Annotated in this window: 9 protein-coding genes and 1 tRNA gene; 5 read left to right on the top strand and 5 right to left on the bottom strand. The window is 58.3% G+C overall.

The genetic code is table 11. The features are described 5' to 3' along the window. Nucleotides 1-35 precede the first annotated feature (35 nt). Nucleotides 36-109: transfer RNA gene (locus ACIOTL_RS16220), tRNA-Arg, on the bottom strand. Nucleotides 110-176: 67 nt separating this feature from the next. Next, entirely contained in the window at nt 177-839 is a 663-nt protein-coding gene (locus ACIOTL_RS16215) for a hypothetical protein (protein ID WP_133833228.1), read from the bottom strand. An 83-nt stretch (nt 840-922) separates the two neighbouring features. On the opposite strand from ACIOTL_RS16215, the gene pcrA reads away from it, so the two are divergent. From pcrA to ACIOTL_RS16195, 4 genes are all read left to right on the top strand, one after another. Beyond that, nucleotides 923-3,301 carry a DNA helicase PcrA gene (gene pcrA / locus ACIOTL_RS16210; RefSeq protein WP_105661600.1) on the top strand — a complete coding sequence of 793 codons (2,379 nt, stop codon included), beginning with the start codon at nt 923-925 and terminating at the stop codon, nt 3,299-3,301. Between the two features lie 242 nt (nt 3,302-3,543). Beyond that, on the top strand, nt 3,544-4,716 hold the full coding sequence (sucC, locus tag ACIOTL_RS16205) for an ADP-forming succinate--CoA ligase subunit beta (protein WP_105659137.1): 1,173 nt from the start codon (nt 3,544-3,546) through the stop codon (nt 4,714-4,716). A gap of 16 nt (nt 4,717-4,732) precedes the next feature. Then, nucleotides 4,733-5,635 carry a succinate--CoA ligase subunit alpha gene (gene sucD, locus ACIOTL_RS16200; protein ID WP_133833227.1) on the top strand — a complete coding sequence of 301 codons (903 nt, stop codon included), beginning with the start codon at nt 4,733-4,735 and terminating at the stop codon, nt 5,633-5,635. A 391-nt stretch (nt 5,636-6,026) separates the two neighbouring features. Beyond that, on the top strand, nt 6,027-6,416 hold the full coding sequence (locus tag ACIOTL_RS16195; RefSeq protein ID WP_388024964.1) for a hypothetical protein: 390 nt from the start codon (nt 6,027-6,029) through the stop codon (nt 6,414-6,416). Nucleotides 6,417-6,494: 78 nt separating this feature from the next. On the opposite strand, the gene ACIOTL_RS16190 is transcribed toward ACIOTL_RS16195, so the two are convergent. The 3 genes from ACIOTL_RS16190 to ACIOTL_RS16180 form a co-directional block, all read right to left on the bottom strand. Continuing rightward, the gene (locus ACIOTL_RS16190) at nt 6,495-8,036 is read right to left on the bottom strand and encodes an MFS transporter (protein ID WP_388024966.1); all 1,542 of its coding nucleotides are present in this window, start codon (nt 8,034-8,036) and stop codon (nt 6,495-6,497) included. Between the two features lie 575 nt (nt 8,037-8,611). Beyond that, nucleotides 8,612-8,896: a hypothetical protein gene (locus ACIOTL_RS16185; RefSeq protein WP_146112257.1), complete on the bottom strand. Its 285-nt coding sequence runs from the start codon at nt 8,894-8,896 to the stop codon at nt 8,612-8,614. A gap of 162 nt (nt 8,897-9,058) precedes the next feature. After that, entirely contained in the window at nt 9,059-12,406 is a 3,348-nt protein-coding gene (locus ACIOTL_RS16180; RefSeq protein WP_105657314.1) for a DEAD/DEAH box helicase, read from the bottom strand. 86 nt (nt 12,407-12,492) lie between these two features. On the opposite strand from ACIOTL_RS16180, the gene ACIOTL_RS16175 reads away from it, so the two are divergent. After that, nucleotides 12,493-13,683 carry an LOG family protein gene (locus ACIOTL_RS16175; RefSeq protein ID WP_400343654.1) on the top strand — a complete coding sequence of 397 codons (1,191 nt, stop codon included), beginning with the start codon at nt 12,493-12,495 and terminating at the stop codon, nt 13,681-13,683. Nucleotides 13,684-13,694: the final 11 nt, after the last annotated feature.

Here is a 13,694-nt window from a genome sequence, read left to right as displayed (position 1 = left end):
TTCCCGTCCGAGGACTGGAAACAAGGCTCTAGTTGTGCCCCTGGCCGGAATCGAACCGACGGCCTACCCTTTAGGAGAGGGTCGCTCTATCCTACTGAGCTACAGGGGCATGGGCGTGAAAACACCAACAACACTATCTTACTAGGATGTCCCGGGTGTAATTCCCACGCACTGGCTTAGGCAGTACCCTCACGAATTGCGAGCATCTTTGCCTTGAGCGCACGATTGGCACGGATAGCGCCAAGACCCACAACAAGACCCGCAGTGATGATCAGCAGTGCCCAGCGGATGGTCGTGAGGATCGATGCCAAAACGACAGCTCCTTCACTGAGGTCTCCAGTGAACAGGGCATCAATTGCGAAGTTCTCCCAAATATCGATTGCCGCGAAGCCCAGCGGGGCAACCCAAGCCAGCCAACGCGTCTGGCGGTGAGGAATCCAGCGGATGAACAACAGCATGGAGAAGACCGCAGTAAACATCGGGAAGAGGAAACCAGCGGTCTTGTGCAAGTAGTTGAGCTGGCCAACAGCATCTTCATCCATGGCGCCACGCAATGCTTCTATGTCGCTTACGGTGTAGCCGAAAATACGCTGATCGGGCATCGCCAGGGAATCGCTGAGGTCCTGCATCTGCACCATCGTGAGCAGATGGTAGTACGCGAATAGCGCAGCGCATATGATCAAGCCCACCGAGATCAGCAGCATCGGGTTCGAACTGTTCTCGTGGGAGGTGCTTTGCACCTTGCCTGGCCCCATGTTCATGCCGCGCGGCGCGTTCGGCGCCTGGGCGAACTGCTGGGGCTTGCGGTATTCCTTGGTTTTCCTGACCTTCTTTGCCATATCTTCTATTATGCCCGGCCAATAGCGTGGGCTTTCCCGCTCACACTGAAAGTGTCCGGCGCTCCACGTAGACTGGCTACATCATGGATTTCCTTTTTGACGATTTCGCCCCGGATACCGCACAGCAGGTCATGCCCACTGCTGAGGAGCTTTTGGTCGGCATGAACCCGCAGCAGGAAGAAGCAGTTCGTTATGCTGGGGGTCCGTTGCTGATCGTGGCCGGCGCTGGTTCAGGAAAGACCCGTGTGCTCACGCACCGCATTGCCTACCTCCTGGCGACCGGACGTGCTCGGCCGCACGAAATCCTGGCGATCACCTTCACCAACAAGGCCGCTGCCGAAATGCGCGAACGAGCCGCTGAGCTTATTGGCGACGAGCAAGCGAAGAAGATGTGGATCTCTACTTTCCACTCCTCATGCGTGCGTATTTTGCGTCGCGAGGCGGCCACCATTGGAATGAAATCCAACTTCTCAATCTACGACTCCACGGATTCCTTGCGCCTGATCACCTTAGTCGCCAAATCTTTGGAGATCGACCCGAAGCGTTTCACGCCCAAGGCAATTGCCCACAAGATCTCCTCGTTGAAAAATGAGCTGATAGATGATGAAGACTACGCGGCGACGATCAATACCAATGATCCGTTCTCGCGAGCCGTTTCCGAGGTCTACCGCGGTTACACCCGCCGCCTGCGCGCTGCCAACGCCATGGACTTCGACGACCTGATTGGACAGGTCGTCTACATGTTCCGTGCGTTCCCGCGAGTGGCCGATAACTACCGCCGCCGGTTCCGCCATGTGCTTATTGACGAATACCAGGATACTAACCACGCCCAGTACTCGCTGGTGCGTGAACTCACCGGTGCCGAAGGTGATACCGTCCCAGGCGAACTGACCGTTGTCGGCGACTCCGACCAGTCGATTTACGCTTTCCGCGGTGCCGATATCCGCAACATCGTCGACTTCGAAAAGGACTATCCGAACGCGGCAACCATCAAGCTGGAACAGAACTATCGTTCCACCCAGACGATTCTGTCCGCGGCCAACGAGGTCATCAAGCGAAACCCCGACCGCAATGACAAGAAGCTGTGGACTGCCAGCGGCGACGGCGAGAAGATCACCGGTTATGTTGGGGAGTCAGAATCCGACGAAGCACGCTGGATTGCCGAAGAAATACTTCGCTTGAACGATGACGAGGATGTCCGCCCGGGCGACGTGGCGATCTTCTACCGCACTAACGCCCAATCGCGTGCACTGGAAGAACAGCTGATGCGCGTGGACCTGAAGTACCGCGTAGTCGGCGGCACCAGGTTCTACGACCGCAAGGAAATCAAGGACGCACTGGCCTACCTGCGCGCCTTGGTGAACCCGGATGATGACATCAACGTCCGCCGAATCCTCAACGAGCCCAAGCGCGGCATCGGCGACCGTGCCGAAGGCGCCGTGGCAGCGTTGGCTGAACGGGATCGCGTTTCCTTCATGGACGCATTGCGCCGTTCGGATGAAGCACCAGGCTTGGGAACCCGCGGAATCAAGATGACTGCTGCGTTTGTCTCCATGATGGATGACTTGAAGACCGTGGCGGAAGGCTCAGGGCCGGCAGAGGCCCTTGAAGCAGTGCTGGAGCAGACCGGATACCTGGAGACCCTTCGGCTCTCCTCGGATCCGCAGGATGAGTCGCGGGTGGAGAACCTCGCCGAATTGGTCGCCGTGGTCCGGGACTACGTGAACGAAGAACCGGAAGGCGGTCTCGAAGGGTTCCTGGAGCGCGTGGCGCTCGTAGCCGATGCCGACCAGATTCCAGAGGCTCCCAGCGATGATGAGGGAGCAGCAATGGCCGTGCAGGAAGGCGTGGTCACCTTGATGACCCTGCATACTGCCAAGGGCTTGGAATTCCCGGTGGTCTTCCTGACGGGCATGGAGCATGGTGTCTTCCCGCACCAGCGTTCCATGACCGACGAAAAGGAACTGGCCGAGGAACGCCGCCTGGCCTATGTCGGACTGACCCGTGCCCGTGAACGCCTGTACCTGACCCGTGCCGAACAGCGCAGCCTCTGGGGGCAGGCCCAGTACAACCCTGCGAGCCAGTTCCTGGAAGAGGTTCCGGGCGAGCTGATCGACTGGAAGAGCGAGGGCTCTGGCGGTGGAATGGGCTTCGGTTTCGGTAACGCAGCGGTGAATTTCGCCACGAGCAGATATGAACGTGGCAGCCACTGGGGTGCAGGTTCGGCATCGGCGCAACCGGTGCGAGGGCACAACGCCGCCCCTATTTCCAAGACGCGAGTTGTGCAGAATAAGGACATTACCATCCCTGAAGTCGGGCAGAATGTTAAGCATTCCTCGTTTGGCTTGGGCACTGTTATTGCTTTAGAAGGCGCAGGCGACAAGACGGTGGCCAAGGTGCAGTTCCCGGACTCCGAGAAGAGGCTATTGCTGCGCTATGCACCGCTAGAAATCGTGGACTAGCCGACGGGCCCTCCGTGTTTCCTGCGTCACCTTCGGCTGCTTTGATGCAGGACCCGCGAGTTTCTCTACGTGTTGTAAAAGTGGGAAGTTTGCGAAAGTCGGGATAGTCTGAGAGGTGCGCACGGGCTACGGCGCCTAACGACGTCCCGGTAGTTGCGGTGCGCTCTCTTTGGCATGGCATGGATTTCGGTCTGTGGCCGTGCCGCGAGTCAGCATGAACTTCGAACGAAGGACACAAACCCGTGGACCTGTATGAGTACCAGGCGCGCGATCTATTCGAGGCACACGGCGTTCCCGTGCTTGCCGGTATCGTCGCTTACACCCCGGAAGAAGCAAAAGCCGCAGCTGAGAAGATCGGCGGCGTTGTTGTAGTAAAGGCACAGGTCAAGGTTGGTGGCCGTGGCAAGGCTGGCGGCGTCAAGGTCGCTAAGACCGCCGACGAAGCTTTCGAGCACGCTTCCAACATCCTCGGTATGGACATCAAGGGCCACACCGTAAACAAGGTCATGATCGCTCAGGGCGCCGACATTGCTGAGGAATTCTACTTCTCCGTACTGCTGGACCGTGCAAACCGCAACTACCTGGCCATGTGCTCGGTAGAAGGTGGCATGGAGATCGAGGTGCTCGCAGTTGAGCGCCCGGATGCTCTGGCGAAGGTTGCCGTTGACCCAATCGTCGGCATTGATGCCGCGAAGGCCGCTGAAATCGTTGAGGCAGCTAACTTCCCTGAAGAGCTGCGCGCAAAGGTTGCAGACACCATCCAGAAGCTCTGGGTTGTATTCAAGGAAGAAGACGCCACCCTCGTAGAGGTAAACCCACTGGTGAAGACCGGTGCCGGTGACATCGTTGCACTGGATGGCAAGGTTTCCCTGGACGACAACGCATCTGAGGTTCGCCACCCGGCTCACGAAGAGCTCGAGGACAAGGGCGCAGCCGATCCGCTGGAAGCCAAGGCAAAGGCCGCTGGCCTGAACTACGTCAAGCTGGACGGCGAAGTGGGCATCATCGGCAACGGTGCTGGCCTGGTCATGTCGACCCTGGACGTTGTTGCCTACGCTGGCGAGAACCACGGTTCGGTCAAGCCTGCTAACTTCCTTGACATTGGCGGTGGCGCATCGGCTGAGGTCATGGCTAACGGCCTTGACGTCATCCTGAATGACCCACAAGTCAAGTCGGTCTTCGTCAACGTCTTCGGTGGCATCACCGCATGTGACGCTGTCGCAAACGGCATCGTTGGCGCGCTGAACACCCTGGGTGACGCAGCGAACAAGCCACTGGTTGTCCGCCTGGACGGCAACAACGTTGAAGAGGGTCGCGCCATCTTGGCCGAGGCCAACCACCCGTTGGTCACCCTGGCAGCAACCATGGATGAGGGCGCCGACAAGGCTGCCGAGCTCGCCAACGCAGCGAAGTAAGAGGGATAAGCGAACAATGAGCATTTACCTGAACAAGGACTCCAAGGTCATCGTCCAGGGCATCACCGGCGGCGAAGGCACCAAGCACACCGCCCTGATGCTCAAGGCTGGCACCAACATTGTTGGCGGCGTTAACGCCCGCAAGGCCGGCACCACCGTGACCCACGGTGACAAGGACATCAAGGTTTTCGGCACCGTGGCTGAGGCCAAGGCCGAGACCGGCGCAGACGTATCGATCGTCTTCGTCCCACCTAAGTTCACCAAGGACGCAGTCGTTGAGGCTATCGAGGCCGAAGTTGGCCTCGTTGTAGTCATCACCGAAGGTGTTCCAGTACAGGACTCCGCTGAGTTCTGGGCTCTGGCACAGTCGAAGGTTGACGCCGACGGCAACCAGATCACCCGCATCATCGGCCCTAACTGCCCAGGCATCATCACCCCAGGTGAAGCACTGGTTGGCATCACCCCGAACAACATCACCGGCAAGGGCCCAATCGGCTTGGTTTCCAAGTCAGGTACCCTGACCTATCAGATGATGTACGAACTGCGCGACTTGGGCTTCTCGACCGCAATCGGCATCGGCGGCGACCCAGTCATCGGCACCACCCACATCGATGCCCTGGCTGCTTTCGAAGCTGATCCAGAAACCAAAGCCATCGTCATGATCGGTGAAATCGGTGGCGACGCTGAAGAGCGCGCTGCTGATTACATCAAGGCCAACGTCACCAAGCCAGTTGTTGGCTACGTGGCTGGCTTCACCGCTCCTGAGGGCAAGACCATGGGCCACGCAGGCGCCATCGTTTCCGGTTCGGCTGGCACCGCCCAGGCGAAGAAGGAAGCACTGGAAGCTGCAGGCGTCAAGGTCGGCAAGACTCCTTCGGAGACTGCTGTGCTGCTGCGCGAAGTTTACGCAGCTCTCTAAGCTGACGCTGAACCAGGGCTGACGCCCTGGAGCATACGCCGGAAACGAACGGTCGCCGCTTCTCCTGAATCTTCAGGAGAAGCGGCGACCGTTTCGCATTCAATTGAAACTTCTAGTCAAATCGCTGATGCACTCATAAGCTGATTAGAATATATGGTTCCAGGGTCTTGAAAAAGGATTGCCGATGATGCGGAGAAGCTACTGGGCAACACTAGCGTGCTTATCCCTGGCATTGGCATCATGCACGAGCCCGGAGGCCGGCGAAAGTGCGGGGCCGTTGCCTTTGAGCCCCGAAAAGGCAAGTTCCTGCGATCGACCGTACATTGCCAGTGGCGGTCAGTTGCGTGGTGCACCGCAGCTGATCCGGGTCGACCGGTTCCATGATCAGCAGATGCGCCAAACTCTGATCGACGCACCCGTCGGCTCGACTATCAGCTTCAGCCCTCGTCCCAAGTGGGACAACGTCAATGAAGTGCTCATGGCAGCCAGCGCCGTCTCCGAAACCACTGTCGCCGAAGAGTCCTACGATGCCAGTGACGGGCTGGAATCGTTGATCAGAAGCTCCGACCAGTCTGCGGGGCTTCTAGGCTACTGGGCAGCGCGTCCCGTGACCCACACGTATAGCGTTCAATGCCTCAACGAGCAGCAGAGCCGCTACACGCTGGTCTACGAGACCTGGTCCGACTCCGAATTCGGAATCCTTGACTGCAAGCTGAGGCTGGATGCGATGGCTCAATGGGCTGCGCAAGCAGCCTATGAATCCTACTGCCAATCCTCCTAGCCGTTGAGCCGGATACAACAATGGCGGGGCTGGTTCCGCTTGGAACCGGCTCCGCCATCGCTTAACCCTATTGCGAGGCTATCTAGCTTGGGACTGCTCCGCCTCGGCGTCTGCAATCTCCTGCTGGTAGTTCATTTCCAATTCAGGAACCTGCTCGAAGAGCGCTTCGACATCGAGGTCAGGGTTCTCGTCCTGGGTTTCAACTAGCTCAATGGCTTCCGCTTCCGACGCGACCGAAGGCAGCGAGCCGGGCAATGGCTTGCGAGCGGATTCGCGCAGGTAGCAGACCGCAATGAAACCCGCGACCGAGGTGCCCATAACCCAGAAAGCCGGAGCCAGGGAGGATTTGGTCAGGGTCACCAACGCCTGCATGATGAACGGCGCGAAGCCACCAAAGATGGCTACGGCGAAGTTGTACGAGATGCCCATGCCACCGTAACGCGAGGCGGTTGGGAACAGCGCTGGCAACGACGAAGCCAGATTGGCAACGTAGAAGACTACCGGGACTGCCAGTAGCGCAAGGCCAAGCAGGGTGGACCAGATCTGGCCATGCATCATGAACAGGAAGGCAGGGATAGCCAGGACGATGGCCGAAACCGAACCAATGAACAGGACCTTGCGACGGCCCACGCTATCGGAAAGCTTGCCCGCCAAGGGGATGCACAAGGACATGCCCACCAGGATCGGCAGGGTCAGCAGATTGCCGTGCACCGGATCGTATTCCAGCGTCTCGGTGAGGTAGGTAGGCATGTAGCTGGTCAGTGCGTAACCGGCGGTGTTGGCCGCCGATACCAGTACGAAGCCGGTGAGCAATTCGCGCCAGTAGGTCTTCACCAGGTCGATGACGCCCTTCGGGGCATCAGCAGCGCTCCGTGCGTCCTCGCTAGCGCGGTTAGCGGCTTCCTGGGCTTCCTTGAAGGCTGGAGTGTCTTCGATCTTGGCGCGGAACCACAGTGCGATAACACCCAGTGGAAGGGCCACCAGGAATGGAATGCGCCATGCGAAGCCTTCCATGACGTCGTCGCTCAGGGTCAGCTGGAGGATGGAGACGAAGGCGGCACCCAGGGCGAAGCCCATGTAGGAACCTAGATCCAGCAGCGAGGCGAAGAATCCACGCCGCTTGTCCGGGGCGTATTCGGTAATGAACGTAGTAGCACCGGCGTACTCGCCGCCAGTGGAGAAGCCCTGGGCAAGCTTCAACACGACCAGGAGAATTGGTGCTGCTACACCCCATACCGAGTAATCCGGGAGGATTCCGATGCCAAACGTGGCCGCTGCCATCATGAGCAGGGTGAAGACCAGAATCTTCTGGCGTCCTACTCGGTCACCCAGCTGGCCCAAGATCACGCCACCAAGCGGGCGCGCGACGAAGGTGACAGCGAATACGCCTAGGCTGAACAGGGTTTGGATTGCAGGCTCGACGGTGTCGGGCATGAAGAGCTTGCCGATAATTACTGCAAGATAGCCGTAGACACCTACGTCGTACCATTCCATCAAATTGCCAACGACGGTACCGCCGATGGCTTTCTTGAGCATCGAATTATCGACGACGTTGACGTCTTCTACCTTCAGGCGGCGTTTCCTCAGGAATCGCTGCTTCCGTGTGTTTTTTGCTTCCATAGTTTCACTCCTCATATCTTTCTTGATCTTGTCCCGGTGCCGGCGACCATATTCATCCACAAGAATGAGGAGCGAAATAGCTGCTCCTTGAGCTGGTTGCGGTCGCCGTGTGACTCGTCGAAATCGATAGATTTCTACTCAAAAATCCGGCGAAAAACCGGCATTGAGCGATGAAACGCTTAAGCGGACAATCATTAAGTTTACCAAAAATTGGATTAATTCCCTGATCGAGGGGCTCTCCAGGGGCGTATGCGTGCCCATGGGAGCAGTCGAATCCTGCGTGGACCTACCGCCGAATACCCACGGAAGCATGGGGCAAACGAGCCATTGGCCAAGTTGTGGATCGAGGTGCGCGAAAAGCCGAAATTGTGTCGAAGGACTCGGAGCGTCAGGGGTTGGAAAACAGCGAAACAACGCGAAAACGGTGCCCTTGAAGGTCCTGAATCCGGTGGCAAATGGGGGCTTCCGACGGTAAAAAACGCACGCTGTTCAGCAGCGGTTGGCGCTCAGTCCACAGGGCATAAAAATGCCCCAAGATTGCTGGTGGGCAGCTTGGGGCATGTAGTCGAAGCAGGCTAGCCGCGGAGGCCGGCAGCAGCTTCAGTATCAACTCTCAGGAATGAAGAGCCGATGGCAGCGAACGCGCCCGGAATCAGGAGCATTCGGTGCTTCGGGTTATAGAAAATCTCTTCGAGCGGAGACGCCAGAACTCTGCGAATCTTTTCCAGGAGCCGGTCGTTTTCCAGGGACAGGCGTTCCTGTTCGGTTTCAATCACCACACGATCGTTGTTGATACTCACCGATGCACTCATCCAGTCATCATCGGGGGTACTGAGAGTCTCCGATTTAATCAGGGACACGGTTATTACCGCCTTTGTCGTTCGTATCGCCCGGACGAGGATCCGTCTGGGCGCTTGTCCGATGAACGCACTATGTGTGGCGTAGCGCACATCATCGGTCACTTCGAATATACAGGGTTTTACTGAGCGCCGCCTGCTAATACGGCGGATTTAATCAACCTGTTACTCAAGCAGTCCTCGGATATCTTGGGCGGTCAAGGCCTTGGAGAATCCATCGGCTTCATCCATCACCGTCGAGATAAGCTTGCGTTTGCTTTCCTGCAGCGCCACAACCTTCTCTTCGATGGTGCCCTGCGAAATCATTCGGTACACCATCACCTGTCGCGTCTGGCCGATGCGGTGCGTACGGTCGATAGCCTGGGCTTCCACGGCTGGGTTCCACCATGGATCCAGCAAGAAGCAGTAGTCCGCTTCGGTCAGGTTCAAGCCGAATCCGCCGGCCTTCAAGGAGATCAAGAACAGCGGCGCTTCGCCTTCCTTGAACTGCTCGATGACCTTGGCGCGGTTGCGGGTATTGCCGTCCAGGTAAACGAACTTCACGCCACGCTCGGTCAGCTTGTCGGCCAGCACCTTCAAATACGAGGTGAACTGGCTGAAGATCAGCGCACGGTGGCCTTCGCCCACCACATCATCGAGCTGGTCGAAGAGTGCTTCCAGCTTTGAACCAGGTACGTCCGACAGCGCTGGATCCACTAATGAAGGCTCCAGGGCCAGCATGCGCAGATGGGTCAGCGACTGGAAAATGGTGAAGCGGTTGCGATCCAGATCTTCAACCAGGTGCAAGATTTTCTGGCGTTCGCGGTTCAGATGGGTGTCGTAGACATGCTGGTGCTCTTCGGAAAGGCGCACCAGAAGCTGTTGCTCCTGCTTGGCCGGAAGATCCAGCACCACGGATTCCTTGGTGCGGCGCAGCATGAATGGCTTGATGCGACGCTGCAGCAATGCAAGGGTGTCCTTGTCGCCCAGCACTTCGATAGGGCGGGCGAATTGGCGATTAAAGCGTGTTGTGTTCAGGAACAATGCCGGAGCAACCAGCGACAGCAAAGCACCGAGCTCGGAAAGGTTGTTTTCCATCGGGGTACCAGTGACAGCCAATTTGAAATTGGTCTGCAGGTTCACCGCGGTGCGGTGGGCCTTGGTGGATTTGTTCTTCACGAACTGCGCCTCATCGAGGATCAAGCCGGCAAAGCGCTGCGCCTCGTAAATCTCGTCGTTCAGACGCAACAGGGTATAGGTCGTGAGAATGACATCGTAATTCTCGGCCAGTTCCCTCAGCTGCCGTGGCGAAGGCAAGGTGCCCTCGACGCTGACTACCCGCAAGGATGGGGCGAACTTGTTGATTTCCATTTCCCAGTTGGAAACCACCGAGCTCGGGGCGACGACCAAGAACGGCAGACGGGTGCGCTGGGTTGCGGGCAGCTGAGCACATGCCTGCGGATCGGCCCAGAGCTTGTGGGCATGGAGAATCAGGGCAATCGTTTGCAAGGTCTTGCCCAAGCCCATGTCATCGGCGAGGATTCCGCCGAATCCGCCTTCGTACAGGCGAGAGAGCCAGTGGAACCCTTCAACCTGGTAAGGGCGCAATTGGGCGTTCAGCGTGTTCGGCACCTGCGCGTGGTGGGCTTCAGCGACCTTGAGCAGTGAACGCATGCGTGCGATAAACAAGTCCGCGCCGTCAATGCCTTCAGCCATCTCATCAAGTTCTTCGAACAATGAGATTTGGAAGACCGTAAGCTTCAGGTCTCCCTCCTTCGGCTTGTCATTCATTGCCTGCGCCTCGTCAACGAGCGCCTTGAGCTTGGCGAACATGGGGTGGTTCAACGAGAACCAAGTGTTATCCGGCAGGCGCAGCTTCATCTGGCCATTGCTCATGGCCTCGACGATCTGCGAGAAAGGAACCTCGTGGTTGCCCACGGTGATCAGCAAGCCAAGGTCCAGCCAGTCGGTCCGTTCATGATTCACGGCATTGATCTTCAGCTGAGGAAGTTCACGCAGCTGACGGAATTTCGGCCGGGTACCCTTCTCAACCAGCTTGACTTCAGGAATGCGTTCCAGCGCGGGGAGGATCTCGGTGACGAAATCGATGGTGTCATCGCGGGCGTAGAACTTCGGCGACAAGTTGGGATTGCCGCTTTCTTCATGGACCAGGAAAACTTCATGCACTGCGGCCTGAAGCAGTTCCTCGGCCTCAAGGTCATACACTTCCTGGTCGCCAGGGATCCCCGGGTAGAGGATCTGGAAGTCCAGCGCGGCGGTGTCGTTCGGTTCGTTATTCTCGTTGAATTCGCGCTTGTAGACCACGGTCGCCTGCACATAGGGCGGTTTCAAAGCAGGCAATTCCAGCTCGTCGCTAACGCTACGCAGCTCGAAACGGCGGGCCAAACGCGGGTAGGAGGATTCAAAGAAATCGTTGATCTCCGGCCTAGGCACGGTGACCGGACGGCGGTCAACATACCAGCGGCGGTGCGCGTCAGGAATCGGCTCAACACTTGGCGCGAGCCAAATCTCATCAGGCTGAGCCAACTGGGCATAGAAACCATGCTCGGCGATGACACCGCTTGGTGCCTCCGGATCGAGAATGAGATCCTGGTTTGCAATGTGCAGGACACCGTCCAATTGCAGCCGTTGCTCATCCAGGGAGGCCTGCATGCTGAAGCTGGCTGGAGCAACGATGCGCACGCGCTGCTCGGATCGGGTCGTGATCAGCGGAATTCCCAGCTCATCAGCTTGGTCAAGCAGTGGCCAGAGCAGCTCGGAAGCGTACTCGTCCAGGAACAGCCAGTCTTCATCCACCTTGAACTGCAGCTGGCTGTCGCTGCGCGCCATGGAGGCAAAGCGGGTAAACCAGTGGTGCTGCGCCCGCAGCAGGTTCCAGCCGTAGGTCTTGAAGCCCAGGGTGGTCCAGCGAAGCTGGCCACGAACCCAACGGCCTTCGGTGTTGCGAACCATAGGGCGCACTCCCAAGCGGAAGCGCTTATTACGGGTCGGGTGCGGGATGGTTCCGGTCGGCATCCATTGTTGCTGCTGGGTGGCGTCCTTCGAATCGAAGAGCAGGAACTGAAGCGCCATCGGCACTACCGGATCGTGCTGCGAACCAAGCAGGCCATCGGCCGGGCCCGGCTCGGACTCTTCAAACCATGAATCGATTTGCTGCGACCAAACTGTGTTCGGCTTCTCTTCCCGGGCAGGCACGGGGCGTGGCTGGGAAGCGATCTTGTTGGAGACAATAGCCAGTGCCGCGATGTGCGAGCAGATGCCCGGTGCGTCGCAGGTGCACTCGCACGATTCGATCTTCCACTCTCCACCGTCCATGAGGACCTGGATCATCGGAGAATATTCTTCGCCAGAATCGGTGACGGTGCCTTCGATCTGGTGGGTGCTTTCGTCGAATTCCACGTCAACCACGGAATTTGCTTCTGCAGCCAGGTTCTTTCCATAGAAGAAAGGAACGTTGCCCAGAAAAGCCAATAAGTGGCGGGCATCAATGGTTGGTGGAACAGATTCAATCATCCTCTCATCGTTTCACGTTCCGGGCCTTCGCGAAAGTTGAAGGGCCTTTCTGTGAATAATCACTATCTATGACGTAGCGTTGACGCATGTCCCAAGTGTGGCCCTACCTTCCAGCACGCGCAGTGAACATAACGACGCTCGTTGAATTCGACCGTCTCGCAGCCGAAGCGCTGGCTTCCCACCGCGCACGCGGAAAAGGCTGGCGAGTGCACCGTGTTGATCTGCGCGAACGGGATACCGTGCTGGAATCCTTGGATCTTTCCGAAGCGCTATTCATCGATTGCCAGTATTCCGCGCAAGGAGCGCAGATCGTGCAAGCCACTGGCGGGCTGTGCATGAGCTCGGGGGAGGAGCTTCCCTTCGAGACGGTGGCTCGCGGCTTGTATTCGCCGCATGAGTTGTACTCGGGGATCCGGACGCAGACCTACGAGCATGTGCCTGATGCCAAGATCTACGCGTACTCCCAGCAGCATGCAGCGGTGAATTCCGATAGCGATAGCAATGCGCTGGCAAGAACCCTGCATGATCACCACATTGGCCAGGCGCTGGTCTCGGCGGTGTACGAGGGCACGTTCAAGGAAACCCCGATTATCGGGGTGATGGGCGGGCATGCGATGAGCCGGGGCACTGCGCAGTATGCGCAAGCTTTGGAGCTTGGGCGCATGATTACCCGGGCCGGCTACGCGGTCGCCACCGGTGGAGGCCCCGGCGCAATGGAAGCCGCCAATGCCGGTGCGTGGCTGGCCGATTACGGACCAGAAGATGTCGCTACGGCATTGCAGATGCTGGCCGAAGCGCCAGATGCGATCCATCAGCGCACCGGCTGGGCGAGAACTGCGCTGATGGTCAAGGAGCGTTTCCCGAGCCAGCGGCAGTCCCTGGGCGTGCCAACCTGGTTCTACGGCCATGAGCCGCCGAATCTGTTTGCCACCCAGATTGCCAAGTTCTTCACCAATTCCATTCGTGAAGCGATTCTGCTGGAGCAGTCCAACGGCGGGCTGATAGTTCTGCCCGGGGCCGCCGGCACGGTGCAGGAAATCTTCCAGGATGCCTGCGAAAATTACTACGCTACCGGTGCTCGCGTGGTGCCGATGGTGCTGATCGGCAAGGACTATTGGACTAGGGATCTGCCTGCTTGGCCGCTGCTTCAGGCCCTGGCCAAGGACCGTGTCATGGAACAGAAGATTGCTCTGGTGGAAACCGCCGAAGAAGCGATGGAGTTCATCCAGAGCATGCAAACCCTGCGCCGGCGTACCCGGCGGCCGGAGAACAGCTAGAGCACGGCATG

The organism is Glutamicibacter sp. NPDC087673 (assembly GCF_044743255.1).
GTDB lineage: Bacteria > Actinomycetota > Actinomycetes > Actinomycetales > Micrococcaceae > Glutamicibacter.
The sequence above is the reverse complement of the archived record's forward strand: the minus strand, read 5'-3'. Positions and strand labels throughout refer to the sequence as shown.